Here is a 19,529-nt window from a genome sequence, read left to right on the forward strand (position 1 = left end):
TTATTAATTTAAATTAAAATAAAAATAAATATGGAGGTAAAAAATGAAAATTTGGAAAAAAGTTTTAAAATTAGCAACAGTAGGAGTGGCAGTTTTTGCCTTAGCAGCTTGTGGAAATAAGACTGAAAATAACAGTCAATCTCAAGAAACAACAACTGCAAAAGCAAGAACTGTTCAAGAAATTAAAGATAGTGGTGTTATAAGAATAGGGGTATTTACAGATAAAGCTCCTTTCGGATATGTTGATGAAAATGGAAAAAATGTAGGATTTGATATCTACTTTACAGATCGTTTAGCAAAAGATTTAGGTGTTAAAGTTGAATATATTTCTCTTGATCCAGCAAGTCGTGTTGAATATGCTGAAACTGGAAAAGCAGATATAGTTGCAGCTAACTTTACTGTAACTCCTGAAAGAGCTGAAAAAGTAGATTTTAGTTTACCATATATGAAAGTTTCTTTAGGAGTAGTTTCTCCAAATGGAGCTGTTATTAAAAGTGTTGAAGAATTAAAAGATAAAACATTAATAGTAAGCAAAGGAACTACTGCAGAGTATTATTTTTCTAAAAATCACCCAGAAGTAAAATTACAAAAATATGATGCTTATACTGATGCATATAATGCTTTACTAGATGGAAGAGGAGATGCTTTCTCAACAGACAATACTGAAGTTTTAGCTTGGGCTACTTCTAATCCTGGATTTACTGTTGGAATAGATTCTCTTGGAGATGTTGATACTATAGCTGTAGCTGTACAAAAAGGAAATAAAGATTTATTAGATTGGATAAATAATGAAATTGTTGAATTAGGAAAAGAAAACTTTTTCCACGAAGCATATAAAGCTACTTTAGAACCAATCTATGGAGATTCTGCTAATCCAGATTCAATAGTTGTTGAAGGTGGAAAATTAAATTAATTAAGTTATAATCCCTCATTATAATAAATAAAATCTCTTGACAGCCGTATGAGTTCTACGAGCTCAATAAACATAGGCTCTTCGAACTAATACGGACGTCACAAGGGATAATTTTTTATTTTATCAAGAAATTAATTTTAAATAATTTTTATAAATTGTAAAATAAAGTGCCACATCTAAAATAAATAAGATTTTTTTAGAATTTTTTTAATAAATTCTCTTTTTGTGGTATACTTATAAAACATATCATTAATATAGAGGTGGAAAAATGGAAAAACAAATTGGAACTATTTGTGTTCATGGACAAAAAGATAGAAGAAATATAGATAATACAGGAGCAATTAGCTGTCCTATATATCAATCAGCAACTTTTGAACATCCAGCATTTGGACAATCGACAGGTTTTGATTATTCAAGATTACAAAATCCGACAAGAGAAGAATTAGAAAGAGTAGTTTGTGACTTAGAAAATGGAATAGATGCTGTAGCATTTAGCACTGGAATGGCAGCTGTCACAACCTTAATAGAAATATTATCTCCAGGAGATCATATTGTTGCAACTGATGATTTATACGGGGGAACTATTAGATTATTGGAAAATATTTCTAAAAAAAATGGCCTTTCTACAACTTTTATTGAAAGTGATAACATTGAAAATGTAAAAAATGCCATCAATAAAAATACAAAAATGATATACATTGAAACTCCAACAAATCCAATGATGAAAGTTACAGATTTACAGGAAGTAGCTAAAATAGCAAAGGAAAATAACTGTATATTAGTTGTAGACAATACTTTTTTAACCCCTTATTTTCAAAAACCTCTTGACTTAGGTGCAGATGTAGTTGTTCATAGTGGGACAAAATATTTAGCTGGTCATAATGACACTTTAGCTGGATTTTTAGTTACAAACTCTGAAGAACTTAAAGAAAAAATAAGATATATTTATAAAACAACAGGAGCTTGTTTAGCACCATTTGATTCTTGGCTTGTATTAAGAGGTATAAAAACTTTACATATAAGAATGGAACAACATCAAAAAAATGCTACTAAAATAGCTGAATGGTTGAAAACTCAAAAAGCTGTTAAAAATGTTTACTATACAGGTTTGGCAGAACATCCATCAATAGAAATTTCTAAAAAACAAAGCAAGGGCTTTGGTGGAATGGTATCTTTTCATGTAGATAGTCCAGATAGAGCAAAAAAAATACTAAAAGATGTAAAAATAATAAAGTTTGCTGAAAGTTTAGGTGGAATTGAAAGTCTAATAACTTATCCTATGTATCAAACACATGCTGATGTTCCTATGGATGAAAGATTATCTAGAGGTATAAATGAATGCTTATTAAGATTATCTGTTGGAATAGAAGATGTTGAAGATTTAATAAAAGATTTAAACCAAGCTATAAATGATTAATTCTCTATAAAAAAAAATCCTTGATATCTGCTGTCAAGGATTTTTTATATTCTAAAAGTATAAATTTAATTAGAAAATTAGTCTCGAGGCTGTGAACTTTTTTCTGTAAATTTTATTCTTCTATGATTAAAATTACTTAATTAAGTTTAACATATTAATATAATATTGAGCCTGTTTTATTGAGCTCGTAGAACTCATACGGCTATCCAAAGACCTTATTTATTTTAAATTCAACTTATTTTTTTTGTAAAAGATAAATCTACAATTTTTATACCATCAACTGCAGCACTCATTATTCCACCAGCATAACCTGCCCCTTCTCCTATTGGAAAAAGTCCTTTTATACTTATAGATTCTCCTTTTATATCTCTCAATATTTTTACTGGAGCTGATGTTCTAGTTTCTGGACCTATAAGATTAACTCTTCTTGAAATAAATAAATTATTTTTACTCCAATTTTCAAAAGCTGTTTGTAAATTTCTTGTAATATAATCAGGAAAAAATTCATTCATATTATATGAACATAGTTCCATTTTATAACTACTTTCTATTTCAAAACTAGTCTTTTTATTTTTCATAAAATCTATAATATTTTGGTAAATAGCTCCGTATTTACCAACGATTTCATAATTTCTTTTTTCAATTTCTTCTTGTAAATGCATTCCAGAAAAAATTTGATTTCCATAATCTTTTTCAGAGATTCCAACTACTATTGCAGAATTTGAAAATTTCCCATTTCTTGTTGAATAGCTCATACCATTTACCAATGAGCCTCCAATTTCAGAAGTGGCATTAACTATTTCTCCACCAGGACACATACAAAATGAAAAAGTTCCTCTAGTTTCTTTTTTATTGTTAAAAGCCATATTATAAGTTGCAGCTTCTAAAAGAGGATTTTTCACAGCTTCTCCATATTGCATTTTATCAATATCTTCTCTAAAATGTTCTATTCTAACTCCTATAGCAAAAGGCTTATTTTCTATTGCAACTCCTCTTTTATATAACATTTTATAAGTATCTCTAGAAGAATGGCCTATTGCAAAAATGGCCTTATCTATTGGATAAGTATAGCTATTATTAGTATTTACATCTAAAATTTTTAATCCTACTAATTCTGAATTTAATACTTCAATATCTTCTACCAAAGAATTAAAATAAAATTTTCCACCCATAGACTTAATCTTTTCTCTCAAATTTTTTACTACAGTTCTTAATACATCAGTTCCAATATGAGGTTTATAATTCCAAAAAATTTCTTCTTGAGCACCGCAATCGATTAAATCTTTAAAGACTTTTTCTATATATTCACTTTTTATTCTAGTATTTAATTTACCATCTGAATATGTCCCTGCTCCACCTTCTCCAAATTGTATATTTGAATTAGGATTTAATATTCCAGTTTTTATAAAATTGGCTGTTGTTTTGTTTCTTTTATCTACTTCTTCTCCTCTTTCAAAAACAATGGGAATATATCCATATTCAGCAAGTCTTAATGCAGAAAAAAGTCCAGCTGGTCCTGTTCCTACAACTGCTATTTCTCTTTTTGGATAAAGTGGTAACCTTTTATCGTATATTTCTTCTTGTGCAATAGAAAGTTTTTTATATTTCTCAATATTTATATCTTTTTTTAAATCAATTTCTAAAGTATAAATAAATTTTATATCTCTCTTATTTCTGCTATCTATAGATTTTTTTAGATACTTCAAACTTTCAATATTATTTTTATTTATTCCATTTTTTTCAAGTTCCATATATATTTCTTTATTTTGATCTTTATTTATAGAAACTATTATATTATTAATATTTATTTTCATTCTAATTACCTTTTCTAATTATCTTAATCAGCTAAATCATTTAAATACTGAATATTAAGATTAATTTTATCAATATATGAATTAAATACTTTTAATTCTTCAATTTTTATATTTTTTCTAGAATTTTTTATTTTTTGTGTTTCATTTTTCATTTTTTCAAATTTTTCTAAAATATTTTTTCTATCCTTATCATTTATTGGATTTTCTAATATTTTAAAATATTCATCTGATAAAACTTCGTATTTTAACTGTAATTTTTCTTCAATTTCTTTTATAGGTGTATTATCATCTATATTATTTAAAAAAGAACAAGCATTAAAAAATGCTGTTAATACAAAAACATATAAAATTTTTCTCATTTTCCCCTACTTCCAAAGATTCATTTCTATTTTTTTATCTCTTAACATAAGTTCATTTACAGCTTCTTTTGCATTTTTATTTTCAAAAAGAACCTCATAAATTTGTTCAATGATAGGCATTTCTACATTATACTTCTTAGCAGCTTCATATGCCGCTTTAGCACTATAAACACCTTCAACAACCATATTAACTTCTTTTATTGCATCTTCCAATTTGTAGCCTTTTCCTAATAAAATTCCAGCTTTTCTATTACGACTATGTAAACTAGCACAAGTTACGATTAAATCCCCTAGACCTGTTAATCCATAAAAAGTTGACAAATCTCCTCCCATAGCAACTCCTAGGATAGAAATTTCTTTTATTCCTCTTGTTATTAAGGCTGCTTTTGTGTTGTCACCATATCCCAGTCCATCTGCTATTCCTGCAGCTAAAGCTATAACATTTTTTAATGCTCCACCTATTTCTATTCCCCTCGTATCTTGGCTTGTATAAACTCTAAAATTTTGATTCATAAAAATATTCTGTAAATATTCTACTGTTTTTTTATCATGTGAAGATACAACACATGTCGTAGGTATCCCTCTTCCAACTTCTTCAGCATGACTTGGTCCTGATAAAACTGCTACTTTAACATTGGATTTTTGTATTTCTTCTTCTATGATATCAGTCATAGTATTTAAAGTATGTTCTTCTAATCCTTTAGATACATTTAATATAATTTGCTCATCATTAATTAAATCTTTTATATTACTTGATATTTTTCTTATAGCAGATGATGGAACAGCTAGAATAACTATATTTTTATCTTTAATAGCCTCTTCTAAATTATGTGTTATAAAAATTTCTTCTGGTATCTTTATATTAGGTAATTTAGTCTTATTTTCTCTAATTTCTTTCAATTCTTCTACTTCTTTTTTATCATAAGACCAAATAGTAATTTTATGTCCGTTAGTATTTAATAAAATAGCTAAAGCTATTCCCCATCCACCTGAACCAATAACTGCAATTTTTGTCATGAGTTTTCCTCCGATATATAGTAATTCTCTACTTCCAATTTTACTTTTTTTCCTTTTACAGCTTCAACAAACATAATAGATGATATACTTTTTTCAGGATAAATGAATACTATCTTTTTTATTGAAAAATTATATTCATCTAACTTTTTTATAATTTCAACGAGTCTATGTGTTCTATGAACAAAAAACAATGTCCCAATTGGCTTTAAAAATTTTTTTGCCAAAGATATAAATTCATCTAAGTTTAGTTGAATTTCGTGTCTTGAAATTGCTCTGTGTAAATTATCGTTTATTTTTTTCCCATTTAATTCCATATAAGGTGGATTGGATATTACATAGTCAAAATAATTTCCTTTTTTGTATTCTTTTACATCTAAATATTCAAAAGTTATATTTTTTTCTATATTATTTATTTTTAAATTTTTCTTAGCTCTCTCTATATTTTCTCCTTGAATATCAATTCCAATTATTTCATTCAAATATTTATTTTCAGATAAAAACAGAGGTAATACTCCATTCCCTGTTCCAATATCTAATATTTTTGAATTACTTTTATTAATAGATTTCTCAGCTAACTTAAATAATACTACCGTATCTATTCCAAATTTAAAACCATCTTTTTTTTGAATAATTTTTTTCCCATCTAAATCTTCTAAAATCTCATCTTCTCTTAGCATTTTATTCTTTCTCTAAAATTCTATTTTCAATTTCTTCTTTTGATTTCATATTTTTTAAAATACTAGCTTCTTTTCTATTAAATTTGATATCTTCTATATTAAACCTTGAAATTCCCTTATCTTGTACATCTATATAAAGAAAACCATTAAGAGGACTAATACTAACTACTTTCCCTTCTCCCATCTGAGTTCCAACACTTTGATTTACAGCCGGAAAGTCTTTTAATGCTTCTTCATATTGAGCATATTCATAATTTATACAACATAGAAGTCTTCCACAAACTCCTGATATTTTTGTAGGATTTATAACTAGCCCTTGATCTCTAGCCATTTTTACAGATACAGAATCAAATCTATTTATAAAAGTTTTACAACAAAGCTCTTTACCACAAGGTCCTATATTTCCTAATATTCTAGCTTCATCTCTAACACCTATTTGTCTTAATTCTATTCTTGTTCTAAAAATTAGGGCTAAATCCTTTACAAGTTCTCTAAAATCTATTCTTCCATTAGCAGTAAAATAGAAAATCAACTTTGATTTATCAAAAGTATATTCACTTGTTATCAATTTCATTTCAAGTTGATGTTTTGATATTTTTTCTTTACAAATCTTAAAAGCTTCCTCAGCTTCTAATTTTTGTTCTATATAAGTTTCAACTTCTTTATCACTTGCAAGCTTTAAAACTGGTTTTAAAGGTAAGACTAAATCTTTTTCCTTCATCATAATCGGATTACTTGAAGCTATACCTATTTCTTTACCTCTTATAGTTTCAACAATAACCTTATCATTTTTTTTATATTTTTCTTCTCCTAATACCTCAAAATAATATCTCTTTTTTGTGATTTCAAAGGTTACTACAAGAACTTTATGTAATCTCTCAGGATCCGTACTTATAATTACTTCTTTTTCTGTTAAATTCTCTTCTATAATATTTTCCATTTATTATTTTTTCTCCAATCTATATTAATCCTTCTTCTAAAAAACTAAAATAAGAATTTTTTGTTATAATAATATGCTCTATTAATATTGCACCAAAATTTTTTAATCCCTTTGCAATCTCATTAGTTAAATCTATATCAGATTTTGAGGGATTGATATTACCTGATGGATGATTATGAGCTAAAATTATTGACTTAGCATTTAATTTTATCACATTTTTATATATCTCTCTAGGATAAACAGAACTTCTATCTAAAGTTCCTGATGAATTTTCCTCAAATTTTATTACTTCATTAGAGCTCGATAGATAAATTACATAAAATTTTTCTATATTTCCAAAAGCTATTTTACTTCTTAAATATTTTAATAACATATCTTTATTTAAAATTTTTTCTTCTGATGAGTATTCAACCGGTTTTTCTTTTATACTTTGTTCATATAAAACAGTTGAAACATCTCCTATTAATTTTAAAAAAGTTATTGAATTTTCTCCTAATCCCTTAATATTCAAACTTTTTATATCATTGTAGTCTGCTTTTAAAACTGCATTAACAGTTTTATATTTTTTTATTAGCTCTTTTGCAATAACTTTTGTATCTTTTCTAGGTATACTATATGTCAATAATAATTCTAAAATTTCATAGTCCAAAAATGTTTTTATTCCATTTTCTAAAAATTTTTGTCTTATTCTATTTCTATGTCCCAAGTTAATATTCTCATCCATATTATCACCTATATTATCAATTAATTAAATAACTTATACACCTCTTCAGGAGATTTCATTGTATTAATCATTTCTATAGCACATTCTATCATAGGATAAGCAAATACTGCTCCTGTTCCTTCTCCTAATCTCATATTCATATTTAAAAATACTTTTTCATTAAGATGATTTAAAATTAAATTTACACCCGGTTCTTCACTTTTGTGAGTAAATAACAAGTAATCTTGTATTAATGGATTTATTTTACAAGCAAGTAAAGCTGCAACAGATGATATAAAACCATCAACTAACATTAATTTTTTATTTAATGCACAACCTATATACATTCCTACCATACAAGCTATATCTAGACCTCCAACTGATGAAATCATATCTACAATATCCATATCGAAAGTATTATATTTTTCACAGGCTTCTTTAATAACTTTTTTCTTTTTATTTAATCCTTCTTGACTAAGTCCACCACCAAGTCCTACAACTTCATCTATATTTTCTTTTAATATTGAATATAAAAGAGCTGAACTTGTAGTAGTATTAGCTATTCCCATTTCTCCATTTGAAAAAATATCGAATTCTTTTGCTTTTTTATAAATAATGTCTATTCCTATAAAAATTGCTTGTAAACATTCTTCTTCAGACATAGCTTTTTCTTTATAAAAATTATTAGTTCCTCTTCTTATTTTCTTATTAAAAAAATTAGGGTAAGTTCCTTTTATATCATTTTTTATTCCTACATCGATTAAATTAAATTCTATATTTAATTGATTTGTAAATATTCCTATTGCTGCAATTTTATTAAGCATAGCTTCTGAAACAATAGCTGTATACTCTATAGGACATGAAGAAACTCCTTCCTCTATAACTCCATTGTCAGCTGCTGCAACAATATGGCATTTTTTTTCTACTTTTTTTAATGGATACCCATATATTCCAGCTATTTTTTTACATATTTCTTCCAATATTCCCAAACTTCCTGCTGGTTTCATTTTTCTATTTAATTCATTTTGAGCTTTCTTTATATTTTCTAAATTTACCTTTTCTATACTATTAGTTAAATCAAATAAATCTTTTTTTGTTTTAAGTTCTATTTTCATATTATCCACTTTCTAAAATTATTTAATCTAATCTTGTAAGATAACAAAAATCTAAATTACCTTCAAGCACTACAACTGAACCATTTTTTATATCAAATTTCCAATAAACATCCATATTCCCAGCTATTAAATAAGCTAATATTGAGTTTATGATTCCCCAATGAGCAACAACCAAATTATCTTTTGAAAAATCTAATCTTTTTAAAAATGAAATTACCCTTTCATACATTTGAAAAGGACTTTCTCCTGTTTTATAATTAAAATTTTTCCAATCTTTTTCCATAAGTTTAGCTTCTTCCGGATATTTTGCTAAAATTTCTTCATATGTTAGTCCTTCAAAAATTCCAAAATTAAGCTCCTCTATATCCTTATCAAAAATTATATCTTTTTTTAAATGATTACAGATTTCAGCAGTTTCTTTTGCTCTTTTTAACGGACTTGAATAAATATTATCGTAAGAAATATTTAAAAGTTTTTTCTTAGCCATATTTGCTTGTTCTATTCCTAGTTCATTTAAAGATGGGTTTAATTTACCAAAAAAAACTTTATTATAATTCAATTCAGTTTGACCATGTCTTACCAATATTAATTTCCCCATTTTTTACTCCTAATATTTAATAAAGGAAAAAAGAAGGAAGATACAATATTAAAAATAAATATAAAAGAGATGTAAGTTCAACTAAAGCTCCTAAAGTATCTCCAGTTATTCCTCCAATTTTTCTTTCAATTAATTTTGAAAAACCATAAGATATAAAAATTAATATTAAAATTATAATAAAATTTATTAGCATAATTTTTTTATCAATCAAAGAGACAAAAATATAAGCCACTGTTAAAATAAAAGCAATAATAACATCAAATAACTTTGTATTATCAGCAAACATTTTCCCCATTCCTGTTGCTCTTGCATAAGGTGCAGAGGCACAACTAACAACGCTACATAGTCTAGATGCAACTGGATAAGTTAATACAGCAAACATTAAGTATTCTCCACCATATTCACTTGCAATTGAAAATAATAACACAAATTTTATTAAAAAATAAAGAATAAGTGCTAAAACTCCATTACTTCCTATTCTAGAATCTTTCATTATTTCTAGCATTTTTTGTTTACTTCTGTAACTAAAAATCCCATCAAAAGTATCTGCTAATCCATCAAGATGTAAGCCCCCAGTTATTACAATATCAACTAATATTATTACAATAACTGTTAATGGTAATACCGATACTGTTAAATTTTTTGATAAATATGAAATTCCCAATGTAAAAACTAATAATATAAATCCTATTATTATTCCTACTAATGGAAAAAATTTCATTGATTTTCCTAATTTTTCTTCCTCATATTTTAAATTAGGCATAGGTAATCTTGTCATAAATGACAAAAGTAATAAAAAGCCTTTCATTATATTCCTCCTATTATTTTTTTATTTTATTTTTACTTTAATTCCAGATATAGCTAAATATGCTTCATCTGAATAACTAGCTACAATTTGATTTATTCTTCCACAGATATCTCTAAAATATCTACCCAAAGGATACTCTGGAACAAGTCCAAAACCAACTTCATTTGTTACAAATACACAGTCTATTTCTTTTGATTTTAAATATTCTAAAAATTTTGTTATTTCAACCACAATTTCAGTTTCTATTTTATTTACGACATCTATATTCACATTGTCCCAATCTACTTCTCTATCCATTATCATAAAATTCGTAACAAAATTTGTTATGCAATCAAATAAAATTACTTGAGCTTCTAAAATATATTTATCTAAATTTGAAACCAAATTTTTATATGCTTCTATTGTTATCCAACTTTCTCCTCTTCTTTCAATATGTTTTTTTACTCTATCTTTCATTTCTTCATCAAAAGGAATTGCTGTTGCAAAATAGATTTTTTTTTCATATTTTTTTTCTTTTATATATTCTTCAGCAAACTTACTTTTACCACTCCTTGCTCCACCAGTAAAAAATATAATTTTTCCCATTTTTCTCCTTAAAAAAAGTTATAATATTTTATTTATTATACCATATTTTTTAAGAATATAAAAAATACTATTTTTAAAGTATAAAATTAAATAAAAAAAATAGTTTCTGATACCGTATTAGTTCGAAGAGCCTGTGTTTATTGAGCTCGTAGAACTCATACGGCTATCAAGAGACTTTATTTATATTATTTATATATTATTTAATTTTAAAAATATTTTTAAAATAAATTACTTGACTTATAAAATAATATGGTGTACTTTTAGGTTGATTATCAAATTTTATTTTATTTAGGAGGTTATATGTTACATTATTTAGAAGTTGGAGGTTCAATTTTATGGGTACTAGTACTTATATCAATTGGAGCATTTGCAGTAGTTTTAGAAAGATTAGTATTTTTCAGTAAGAATGAAAAAGGTGTTGGAAAAACTTTTAAAGATGATATTATCAATTTAATTTCTGAAAAAAAATTTTTAGAAGCTGAGAATCTTTGTGATACAAAAAAAAGTTGTGTGTCTAGTGCTATTAAAAGATTTATACAAAAAGTTAAAAATTTAAATAAAGAATCAACTGAAGTTCAATATTATGAGTATATTCTAAAAGAAATTGTCATAACAGAGACTGCTCCTTTTGAAAGTAAATTAAACTGTTTATCAAGTATAATAAATATTTCTCCTATGCTTGGACTTTTAGGTACTGTTACTGGTATGATAAAGGCATTTACAAACATTTCTAAATTCGGTTCTGGTGATGCAACAATAGTTGCTGATGGTATAGCTGAAGCTCTTTTAACAACTGCAGCTGGTCTTATCATTGCTATTCCAGTAATAGTTTTCCATAGTTATCTAAATAGAAGATTGGAAAAAATGGAAAATGAAATAGATGATATTGCCACTAGTATAATTAATATATTAATGTTTGGGAGATAATTATGAGTAAATATAGAAAAAGTAGATCTTCAGCTAAACCTGATTTGACACCACTTATAGATGTTGTATTCCTTTTAATTATATTCTTCATGGTAACTACAACTTTTAATAATTTTGGTTCTGTTCAAATAGATTTACCAAGCTCTACAATTCAACAAACTGAAAAAAATAAAAGTATTGAAATTATTATAGATAAAGATGGAAAATATTTTGTATCTGATAATGGTAAAATAAATCCTGTAAACTTTGATGAATTAGATGGATATTTAAAAACAGCTAAAGAAGCAACAGTTTCTGCAGATAAAGAATTAAAATACCAAATTATTATGGATGTTGTAACAAAAATAAAAGAAAATGGTGTAGATAATTTAGGTTTAAATTTCTATGAATAGGAGGTATTATGAAAAAATATATTTTAATATCTCTTGCAATTCACTTATTTTTTATTTTTGGATTTGGTTTTATGCAATTGAATGATTTTGAAAATGAGAAGTTAAATCCTGTGGTTCCGATAACATTTGTTGCAAAAAATGTTTCTGCTAATCCAGGATCGAATGTTCTAGCTGATAAAGAACATGAAGAACAAGCTGAAAAACCTAAACCTAAAAATCAAGAAATCAAAAAAGTTGAAGAAACTAAAGAACCTAAAAAAATTGAAAAAGAAATTGAAAGTAATATTTCAAATAAAAATGCAAAAGATATGAAACATGAAGAAAATACTACTAGTCAGCCTGCTTCTACTAATGAAAACTCTGGAGCTTCTTCTACTGGAAGTGGTTCTGGTTCTTCTGATAGTAATGGAGGTTTTGGTTCCAATTTTATTTCAGATGGGGATGGAGGGTATATAGCTCTAAGCTCTAAAGGAATTAATTACCAAATTTTAAATGAAGTTGAGCCTGATTATCCAGAACAAGCTGAAAATATAGGCTACTCTCAAAAAGTTACTGTTACTGTCAAGTTTTTAGTTGGTTTAAAAGGAAACATAGAGAAAACTGAAATCGTAAAATCACATAAAGATTTAGGCTTTGATGCAGAAGTTATGAAAGCTATTAGAAAATGGCGTTTTAAACCAATATATCATAATGGTAAAAATATTAAAGTTTATTTTGTTAAAGATTTTGTTTTTAATCCTCGATAATTAAACTTTTCTAATGATTAATTAAATTATAAAATATATTAATATTTTGTTATAAAAAAGTCTCTTGACAACCGTATGAGTTCTATGAACTGAATGAACACAGGCTCTTAGACTAATACGGACGTCAGAGACTAATTTTTTTACTATTTAAATTTATACTTTCCTACATATTGGTTTTTTAAGTTCAAAAAGCTCTATAAACTAATATATTCATTTAGAAGTTTAACTAAATCTCTTTACTTATCTTCTTTTACATCTCCGCCATTTTTAATAATTGCTTAACAAATTCATTTTTAGGATTAGAACAAATATTTTTAGGTATATCATATTGTTGAATTTTCCCTTTATCCAACACTAGAACCTTTGTCCCCAATTTTAAAGCCTCTGTTATGTCATGAGTTATAAAGACAATGGTTGACTCTGTCTTTTTATGTAATTCTTTTAAATCTTTCTGTAATTGATATCTTGTTATAGCATCTACTGCTCCAAAAGGCTCGTCCATTAATATTATATCAGGATTTGCTACCAAGGCTCTTGCTATTCCAACTCTCTGTTGTTGACCACCTGATAACTCATCTGGTAATCTATCTTTTAAATTTCTTGAAAGATTTAACATATCCATTTTTTCATCTACAATTTTTTCAATTTCCTTTTTATCATATTTTTTTAAATTTAACACATAAGCAATATTATCAAAAACTGTTAAATGTGGAAATAAAATATTCCCTTGAATTACATAACCTATTTTTCTTCTAAGTTCTATTAAATCTTCATCTTGAATATTCTTATTATTTATTAAAATTTCTCCCTTGTCTGCTTTTATAAGACCATTTATCATCTTTAAAATTGTTGTTTTCCCAGAGCCTGATGAACCTATGATAGTTAAAAATGTTCCACATTCAATAGTTAAATTAAAATCTTTTATTACTTCTTGTTTTCCATAATTCTTACTAATATTTTTAAATTCTATCATTGTTTCACCTCCAATAAACCTTTTTCTTGTAAATATTCTCTTGCTACATCTTCTGGTTTCTTTCCTTTACTTTCAACTTGATAATTTAAATCTGCCATTTTTTTATCATCTAAAATATTATTTAATTTTTCTAAAACTGGTTTTAACTCTGGATATTCAGATAAAATCTCACTTCTTACAACTGTTCCTGCCCTATATGACGGGTACATCTTTTTATCATCTTCTAAAACTATTACATCAGATATTGCGAGTTGACCATCTGTTGTAAATATTACCATAACATCAATTTTCTTTTCTTTCATGGCCTGATATTTAAGTCCTATATCCATATCTATTTGTTTTTTAAAATTCATATTATATACTTTTTCTAATTCTTTATAGCCATCTTCTCTTTCAAAAAAATCATATTCTGCTCCAAAAATTAAGTCATTTGAGACTTTTGCTAAATCACTATATGTTTTTAATTTATATTTTTCTGCTATATCCTTATTTACTGCTAAACCATAAGTATTATTAAAACCGTATAAATTTGTCCATTGAAGATTAAATTTTTCTCTATACTCTTTTTGAAGCTCTCCGAATTTACTTTCATTATATGCTTCATCTTTTTTTAGTACAGTCTCCCAAGAAGTTCCTGTGTATTCAGGATACAAATCAAACTCTCCCTTAACTATTGCAGGGTGTATATTAGAAGTTCCACCACCAACTCCATTTGTGATATTAACTTTTAAATTTGTATCTTGTTCAATAAGTTCAGTTAGCATTTGACCTAAAATATAGCCCTCTGTCATAGGTTTTGTTGCAATATTTATAATTTTTTCTTTCTTTGAATTTAAAGAAAAATATAGTCCAAATATAATTATAAAAAGTCCTAAAATTATTAATTTTAGATTTATTTTATATTTTACTCTTTTATGATTAGTCATTCTTTTTTCTATAAGTCCCAATATAAAATCAAAAATTAAAGCTAAAATTGCTATAAGTAAACTCCCTAGAAAAGTCATAGCTGAATTATTAGTTGTTATTCCTCTATAAATTGCAACTCCTAAGCCTCCTGCTCCAACAAATGAAGCTATACCTGCAAGTGCTATCGTCATTGTAACCATATTTCTAATACCTGACATCAAAACTGGTAATGCTAATGGCAATTTAACCTTGAATAGTTGTTGTAATTTTGTACTTCCCATTCCTTCAGATGCTTCTATTATTAGGGGATTTATAGTTATAATCCCTGTATACGTACTTCTTATTATTGGCAAAAGTGCATATATTATTAAAGCAATAAGTGCCGTTGTATTTCCAACTCCTGTGATAGTAATAAAAAATCCTAATAGTGCTATTGAGGGTATAGTATAAAGTATATTAACAGTTCCCAATATCAAACCTGAAAACTTCCTATATTCACTAATTATTATTCCTAAGATAATACCCAATAAACTAGCAATGGTTATAGCTAGTAATGAAATCAAAATATGTTCTATTGTTAAATTAAGAAAAAAGTTAAAATTCTCTTTTAATAATTGTATTACTTGATTTATCATTATCTATCTCCTTTCTATTTTTTTATTTAATTTTATACTTTCCTATAGAGAATGAAAAACTCTCGAATCTTATTAAAAAGTTCGAGAGTTTAATTTGGCCTATATTTTCATGACATATTCTATTATATTATAAGTATGATCCATAATTCTTCTATAGAAATTTATAATATCTAGATATCCAGTATTTACTTTTGGTGAAATTGTTTCCGAACTAGAAAAATGCTCTTTTTTTACTTCTTTATAATATGCTTTTGCTAGTTGATATTTTCTAATTCCTGTAGAAAAGAGTTCTTTTTCTCTATTTTCAGTCCCTTTACTTATATCTGAAAATAACTCAACAGTTAAACTATGTAATTTAAATAACATTGTTTTTCTTTTTTCATCTAGTTCAATAGAATTTTCAAATATCATATATAATCTATTAGCTATTCTATTTTGATAATCTCCTATAGTTTCATACTCATCACAAGCCAATAAATTCATTCTTGTATCTTCAATAAGATTTTGACTTAATGATTTACTTAATAAAGAAAAATTTGAATCATATATTTCTTTTTCATATAAATCTAATTTTTCTTCAGCTTCAACTATTTCTTCATTGTATTTTTGAATCTTATCCCTATCAATTAAACTTTCCTCTAATTTCAAAAATACATTTTTTATAATATCAGCCATAGATTTTACTTCTATTTTTGTCTGATCTATAATTAAATTTGGTAATGTCATTTGTAAAGAAGCTAGTTTTGTTACTCTTGTTTCATCTGTTTCTGTGTCTTTTACTATATACAATAAAAATTTATCTATAAAAGAAACAAATGGAGTTAAGACAATCACGTTTGTAACATTAAATATTGTATGAGCTGCAGCTATTGCTGGCCCAATATGCTCTTTTGAATCAATAAATATATCTAAAAATTGTAGATAATATCTAAAAATTGTTGTAACCCAAATTACCCCTATCAAATTAATTAAAGTATGAGCATAAGCAGCTCTCTTTGCATTAGGCTTAGCTCCTAATGAAGCAAGTAGTGCTGTTACTGTTGTCCCAACATTTTCTCCTAGAACCAAAGCAACAGCAGCTTGATAATCTATAAGTCCCTGTGTTGCAAGAGCTATAGTTATTCCAATTGTTGCTGCAGAAGACTGAATCAAACCTGTTATAATTGCACCAACAGCTGTAACTTTTAATAATCCAAAATACGAATCTACCTTAAACATTTTAAAAAGGTTAATTATCTCTGGTAAATCTTTTAAAGGACTTAGAGCTTGACTCATAAGTTGTAATCCAAAAAATATTAAACCTACTCCAATTATTGCACTTAAATTTATTCTTGACTTCTCTTTTTTTGTGAACATCAAAAGAATACTGGCAACTCCAACTATTGGTAACCCATATTTACCTATGTCTAATACAAGTAACCAACCAGTAATAGTTGTCCCTATATTAGCTCCTAATATCACACCTAATGCTTGTTTTAATGTCAAAAGTGAAGCATTTACAAAACCAACTGTCATAACTGTACTCACAGATGATGATTGAACTAAAGCAGTTACAATTATTCCAACTAAAATTCCTAAAATTCTATTATTAGTTAGGGAAGCTAAAATTTTCTTTAGCTTTGGTCCTGCTATTTTTTGCATACTTGAAGACATGTGTTCCATACCGTATAAAAATAAGCCTAATCCCCCAATAAGTTGTAATAATATTTTTAAATACATAATCCTCCTATCTAGCTTTAGCTAGGTTCTTTGTTATTAGTTTTCTATACTATATTTTTTTAATAAATACAAAGGTTTATATGACATCTTTGCTTCTCTTAACCCTTCATCTCCAAAGTCATCTTCTCTATTTACATACTCAATATTTTCCCATTCTTTTTCTAAATAAAACATATTTATTGCTTGATAACTTCCAACATAATCAATTAATGCCTTTTCTATATGGATAAGTACAGTATTTTGAGTTATTTTTTCTCCTAAAGTATATGCTATCACTTCATTATTTACCTTTAAAAGCCCGCCTTTGATATTTAATTTATCCCAATTATTTAAAATTTCAAGTATTCCTGTATTTTCATTTCTTAATATTTCTTCATTTGAATCAGAATAAAGATCAAACCATTTTTTTTGAAATTTTATAACTTCGTGAATATTTTCTTTTGTTATACTTTCGTATACAAAGTCATAATTTCTTTTAAAATTAGCTACTCTGTTTTTTTTCTTAGAATAGTGTCGTCCTTTTAAAGTAGATAAACTCTCAAAAGAATAAATATAGTCTTCATAATCTCTTTTTTCTTTTAAGCAAGGAAAATCATCTTTTAATTTTTCATACCAATATTCATTAAAATAATGAATTGGTACTTTTTTATCAATAAGTTTATTTATCTTTCTTTTCATCTCTTCAATATTTTCAGTGGTTTCTTCTTTAGGAAGTGGCATAAAGTAATATTCTTTTCCTTTATAAAAACTTCTTATAGTCAAAACATTATTTTCAATCTCATATTCTGTATTTTCTCCAAAGCTCCACAAAAATAAATTTGTAAAACTTAAATCACATATCTCATATCTATTTTTAGTATATTCTTCAATAGAATCTTTTGATTCTATTGTTAATTTACTCTGCATAATTTCTCCTAACTATTTTGCTAACTTATAAATTGCTTCTACATAAATTTTTAATAATGTATCTATTTTTGAAATTTCTAAATATTCATCTCTTTGATGCATTCTATCTTCTTGTTCTGGAAGTAATGCTCCAAAAGCCACAGCATTTTTTGCATATTTTGCATAAGTCCCTCCACCAATAGCTACTGGTTTTGCATCTATATCTCCTGTCATATCTTTATAAATATTCATTAAAGTTGACACTAAGAAACTATCTCTATCGACATATAGAGGTTGAGTATTAGAATGTAAAACAAATTCATATCCATAATCCTCTATATTTTTCTTTATTGTTTCTATAATATCTTCATTTTTTATTTTTACAGGTATTCTCATATCTAGCCAAATTTCAAGTTCATTATCTTCTAAAATTATTTTTCCTAGATTCAAAGTTAAATCTCCAGTTTCTCCATCAGTACATTTAACCCCAAAAGACTTTCCATCAGTTTCCATTTTTACAAATTTATCAAAAAATGAAACCAAACCTTTTAATTCTTCATTTTTTATTTCTAAACCTTTAAAAACTTCAAATAATGCTGATACTGCATTATATCCCTTACTTGGATAGGCTCCATGAGCTGGGATTCCTGCTGAATATATTTTATAAAAATTTCCTTCTTTTGAAAATTCTACTTTATTTTTATTTTCAACTGTCTTAAAAAATTCCACTGGTACTGTTGCATGAGCTTCATTCGGAACAGAATTAAATGCATTTCCACCTTTTATTACTACATCTTTTAAAGTATTAAATTTTTTCTTTATTTTTACTCTAACACTACCTTTTTCAGCATAAGTTACTGGAAAACTAGAGTCAGGTGTAAAAGCTATATCAGGGTAAGGCATTTTTAATTCACCAAAATAATACTTTAAACAAGCACTTCCACTTTCTTCATCTGCACCTAAAATCATTCTAACTTTTTTATTTAATTTTATACCAGAGTCTGCTATTGCTTTCATTGCAAAAAGTGATATTATTGCCGGACCTTTATCATCTAATGTTCCTCTTCCAAAGATTTTACCATCTGCTATAGTTCCTGAAAATGGAGGATAAGTCCAACTATCTCCCTCAGGGACAACATCAACATGTGCAAGTATTCCTAATGTTTCTTTTCCTTCTCCCATATCTATATGCATTGCATAATTATCAAATTTCTCAGCTTTAAATCCTAATTTTTTAGCCAAATCCATAAAATGATCTAATGCTTTAGCTGGACCTTCTCCAAATGGCATTCCAGGCAGAGGTGCTTCTTTTACACTTTTAACTCTAATTGCATTTTGTATTTCTTTTACTACTTCTTCTTTATACTCTAGCACTTTTTCTTTTAAATCCATATTCTTTC

At 26.5% G+C, this 19,529-nt stretch carries 20 protein-coding genes; 5 read left to right on the top strand and 15 right to left on the bottom strand.

Annotation, left to right across the window (positions count from 1 at the left end):
• Positions 1-43 precede the first annotated feature (43 nt).
• Together BQ2505_RS06955 and BQ2505_RS06960 are read left to right on the top strand one after the other, a co-directional pair.
• A complete protein-coding gene (locus BQ2505_RS06955; RefSeq protein WP_074017041.1) occupies positions 44-913 on the top strand; it encodes a cysteine ABC transporter substrate-binding protein in 870 nt (289 codons plus the stop codon).
• Between the two features lie 268 nt (positions 914-1,181).
• Positions 1,182-2,330 (top strand): trans-sulfuration enzyme family protein, encoded by a 1,149-nt coding sequence (locus BQ2505_RS06960; RefSeq protein ID WP_074017042.1) that lies wholly within the window; start codon positions 1,182-1,184, stop codon positions 2,328-2,330.
• A gap of 230 nt (positions 2,331-2,560) precedes the next feature.
• On the opposite strand, the gene BQ2505_RS06965 is transcribed toward BQ2505_RS06960, so the two are convergent.
• From BQ2505_RS06965 to cobU, 10 genes are read right to left on the bottom strand one after another with little or no spacing between them, the layout of a single operon-like run.
• On the bottom strand, positions 2,561-4,144 hold the full coding sequence (locus BQ2505_RS06965; protein ID WP_074017043.1) for an NAD(P)/FAD-dependent oxidoreductase: 1,584 nt from the start codon (positions 4,142-4,144) through the stop codon (positions 2,561-2,563).
• Positions 4,145-4,167: 23 nt separating this feature from the next.
• Positions 4,168-4,503, bottom strand: a complete 336-nt coding sequence (locus tag BQ2505_RS06970) for a hypothetical protein (RefSeq protein ID WP_074017044.1) — start codon at positions 4,501-4,503, stop codon at positions 4,168-4,170.
• Positions 4,504-4,509: 6 nt separating this feature from the next.
• Positions 4,510-5,520 (bottom strand): NAD(P)H-dependent glycerol-3-phosphate dehydrogenase, encoded by a 1,011-nt coding sequence (locus BQ2505_RS06975; protein ID WP_074017045.1) that lies wholly within the window; start codon positions 5,518-5,520, stop codon positions 4,510-4,512.
• Complete coding sequence (locus BQ2505_RS06980) at positions 5,517-6,197, bottom strand: tRNA1(Val) (adenine(37)-N6)-methyltransferase (protein WP_074017046.1); 681 nt, start codon at positions 6,195-6,197, stop codon at positions 5,517-5,519. Before BQ2505_RS06980 ends, BQ2505_RS06975 begins: the two co-directional genes overlap by 4 nt.
• Position 6,198: 1 nt before the next feature.
• The gene (locus BQ2505_RS06985) at positions 6,199-7,137 is read right to left on the bottom strand and encodes a PSP1 domain-containing protein (protein ID WP_074017047.1); all 939 of its coding nucleotides are present in this window, start codon (positions 7,135-7,137) and stop codon (positions 6,199-6,201) included.
• Between the two features lie 19 nt (positions 7,138-7,156).
• Positions 7,157-7,861, bottom strand: a complete 705-nt coding sequence (locus BQ2505_RS06990) for a JAB domain-containing protein (RefSeq protein ID WP_074017048.1) — start codon at positions 7,859-7,861, stop codon at positions 7,157-7,159.
• A 20-nt stretch (positions 7,862-7,881) separates the two neighbouring features.
• On the bottom strand, positions 7,882-8,955 hold the full coding sequence (gene cobT / locus BQ2505_RS06995) for a nicotinate-nucleotide--dimethylbenzimidazole phosphoribosyltransferase (RefSeq protein ID WP_074017049.1): 1,074 nt from the start codon (positions 8,953-8,955) through the stop codon (positions 7,882-7,884).
• Positions 8,956-8,977: 22 nt separating this feature from the next.
• Positions 8,978-9,553 (bottom strand): histidine phosphatase family protein, encoded by a 576-nt coding sequence (locus tag BQ2505_RS07000; protein ID WP_074017050.1) that lies wholly within the window; start codon positions 9,551-9,553, stop codon positions 8,978-8,980.
• 16 nt (positions 9,554-9,569) lie between these two features.
• A complete protein-coding gene (gene cobS, locus BQ2505_RS07005) occupies positions 9,570-10,361 on the bottom strand; it encodes an adenosylcobinamide-GDP ribazoletransferase (protein ID WP_074017051.1) in 792 nt (263 codons plus the stop codon).
• Between the two features lie 21 nt (positions 10,362-10,382).
• Positions 10,383-10,946, bottom strand: a complete 564-nt coding sequence (cobU, locus tag BQ2505_RS07010) for a bifunctional adenosylcobinamide kinase/adenosylcobinamide-phosphate guanylyltransferase (protein ID WP_074017052.1) — start codon at positions 10,944-10,946, stop codon at positions 10,383-10,385.
• A 300-nt stretch (positions 10,947-11,246) separates the two neighbouring features.
• Here cobU and BQ2505_RS07015 point away from each other — a divergent pair, with 300 nt between their 5' ends.
• Genes BQ2505_RS07015 through BQ2505_RS07025 form a run of 3 tightly spaced genes read left to right on the top strand, consistent with a single transcriptional unit; the run spans position 11,247 to position 13,011 of the window.
• Positions 11,247-11,873 (top strand): MotA/TolQ/ExbB proton channel family protein, encoded by a 627-nt coding sequence (locus BQ2505_RS07015; RefSeq protein WP_074017053.1) that lies wholly within the window; start codon positions 11,247-11,249, stop codon positions 11,871-11,873.
• Between the two features lie 2 nt (positions 11,874-11,875).
• Positions 11,876-12,265, top strand: coding sequence for an ExbD/TolR family protein (locus BQ2505_RS07020; RefSeq protein ID WP_074017054.1), 390 nt, complete (start codon positions 11,876-11,878; stop codon positions 12,263-12,265).
• A gap of 8 nt (positions 12,266-12,273) precedes the next feature.
• Positions 12,274-13,011, top strand: coding sequence for an energy transducer TonB (locus BQ2505_RS07025; protein ID WP_074017055.1), 738 nt, complete (start codon positions 12,274-12,276; stop codon positions 13,009-13,011).
• 250 nt (positions 13,012-13,261) lie between these two features.
• Here BQ2505_RS07025 and BQ2505_RS07030 read toward each other — a convergent pair whose 3' ends face one another.
• The 5 genes from BQ2505_RS07030 to pepV all read right to left on the bottom strand — a co-directional run bounded on the left by BQ2505_RS07030 (position 13,262) and on the right by pepV (position 19,521).
• Entirely contained in the window at positions 13,262-13,984 is a 723-nt protein-coding gene (locus tag BQ2505_RS07030; protein WP_074017056.1) for an ATP-binding cassette domain-containing protein, read from the bottom strand.
• Positions 13,981-15,525, bottom strand: a complete 1,545-nt coding sequence (locus BQ2505_RS07035) for an ABC transporter permease/substrate-binding protein (RefSeq protein WP_074017057.1) — start codon at positions 15,523-15,525, stop codon at positions 13,981-13,983. Before BQ2505_RS07035 ends, BQ2505_RS07030 begins: the two co-directional genes overlap by 4 nt.
• 99 nt (positions 15,526-15,624) lie before the next feature.
• Positions 15,625-17,244 (bottom strand): Na/Pi cotransporter family protein, encoded by a 1,620-nt coding sequence (locus BQ2505_RS07040; RefSeq protein ID WP_074017058.1) that lies wholly within the window; start codon positions 17,242-17,244, stop codon positions 15,625-15,627.
• A 36-nt stretch (positions 17,245-17,280) separates the two neighbouring features.
• Positions 17,281-18,150: a DUF2156 domain-containing protein gene (locus BQ2505_RS07045; protein ID WP_074017059.1), complete on the bottom strand. Its 870-nt coding sequence runs from the start codon at positions 18,148-18,150 to the stop codon at positions 17,281-17,283.
• Between the two features lie 12 nt (positions 18,151-18,162).
• Complete coding sequence (gene pepV, locus BQ2505_RS07050; RefSeq protein WP_074017060.1) at positions 18,163-19,521, bottom strand: dipeptidase PepV; 1,359 nt, start codon at positions 19,519-19,521, stop codon at positions 18,163-18,165.
• Positions 19,522-19,529: the final 8 nt, after the last annotated feature.

Origin of the sequence: Fusobacterium massiliense, from assembly GCF_900095705.1 — a bacterium.
Lineage (GTDB): Bacteria > Fusobacteriota > Fusobacteriia > Fusobacteriales > Fusobacteriaceae > Fusobacterium > Fusobacterium massiliense.

What these genes read in the sequence shown, in the direction of transcription:
- BQ2505_RS06955 (WP_074017041.1), top strand. Translation starts at nt 44, where the DNA reads ATGAAAATTTGGAAAAAAGTTTTAAAATTAGCAACAGTAGGAGTGGCA.
- BQ2505_RS06960 (WP_074017042.1), top strand. Translation starts at nt 1,182, where the DNA reads ATGGAAAAACAAATTGGAACTATTTGTGTTCATGGACAAAAAGATAGA.
- BQ2505_RS06965 (WP_074017043.1), bottom strand. Translation starts at nt 4,144, where the DNA reads ATGAAAATAAATATTAATAATATAATAGTTTCTATAAATAAAGATCAA.
- BQ2505_RS06970 (WP_074017044.1), bottom strand. Translation starts at nt 4,503, where the DNA reads ATGAGAAAAATTTTATATGTTTTTGTATTAACAGCATTTTTTAATGCT.
- BQ2505_RS06975 (WP_074017045.1), bottom strand. Translation starts at nt 5,520, where the DNA reads ATGACAAAAATTGCAGTTATTGGTTCAGGTGGATGGGGAATAGCTTTA.
- BQ2505_RS06980 (WP_074017046.1), bottom strand. Translation starts at nt 6,197, where the DNA reads ATGCTAAGAGAAGATGAGATTTTAGAAGATTTAGATGGGAAAAAAATT.
- BQ2505_RS06985 (WP_074017047.1), bottom strand. Translation starts at nt 7,137, where the DNA reads ATGGAAAATATTATAGAAGAGAATTTAACAGAAAAAGAAGTAATTATA.
- BQ2505_RS06990 (WP_074017048.1), bottom strand. Translation starts at nt 7,861, where the DNA reads ATGGATGAGAATATTAACTTGGGACATAGAAATAGAATAAGACAAAAA.
- cobT (WP_074017049.1), bottom strand. Translation starts at nt 8,955, where the DNA reads ATGAAAATAGAACTTAAAACAAAAAAAGATTTATTTGATTTAACTAAT.
- BQ2505_RS07000 (WP_074017050.1), bottom strand. Translation starts at nt 9,553, where the DNA reads ATGGGGAAATTAATATTGGTAAGACATGGTCAAACTGAATTGAATTAT.
- cobS (WP_074017051.1), bottom strand. Translation starts at nt 10,361, where the DNA reads ATGAAAGGCTTTTTATTACTTTTGTCATTTATGACAAGATTACCTATG.
- cobU (WP_074017052.1), bottom strand. Translation starts at nt 10,946, where the DNA reads ATGGGAAAAATTATATTTTTTACTGGTGGAGCAAGGAGTGGTAAAAGT.
- BQ2505_RS07015 (WP_074017053.1), top strand. Translation starts at nt 11,247, where the DNA reads ATGTTACATTATTTAGAAGTTGGAGGTTCAATTTTATGGGTACTAGTA.
- BQ2505_RS07020 (WP_074017054.1), top strand. Translation starts at nt 11,876, where the DNA reads ATGAGTAAATATAGAAAAAGTAGATCTTCAGCTAAACCTGATTTGACA.
- BQ2505_RS07025 (WP_074017055.1), top strand. Translation starts at nt 12,274, where the DNA reads ATGAAAAAATATATTTTAATATCTCTTGCAATTCACTTATTTTTTATT.
- BQ2505_RS07030 (WP_074017056.1), bottom strand. Translation starts at nt 13,984, where the DNA reads ATGATAGAATTTAAAAATATTAGTAAGAATTATGGAAAACAAGAAGTA.
- BQ2505_RS07035 (WP_074017057.1), bottom strand. Translation starts at nt 15,525, where the DNA reads ATGATAAATCAAGTAATACAATTATTAAAAGAGAATTTTAACTTTTTT.
- BQ2505_RS07040 (WP_074017058.1), bottom strand. Translation starts at nt 17,244, where the DNA reads ATGTATTTAAAAATATTATTACAACTTATTGGGGGATTAGGCTTATTT.
- BQ2505_RS07045 (WP_074017059.1), bottom strand. Translation starts at nt 18,150, where the DNA reads ATGCAGAGTAAATTAACAATAGAATCAAAAGATTCTATTGAAGAATAT.
- pepV (WP_074017060.1), bottom strand. Translation starts at nt 19,521, where the DNA reads ATGGATTTAAAAGAAAAAGTGCTAGAGTATAAAGAAGAAGTAGTAAAA.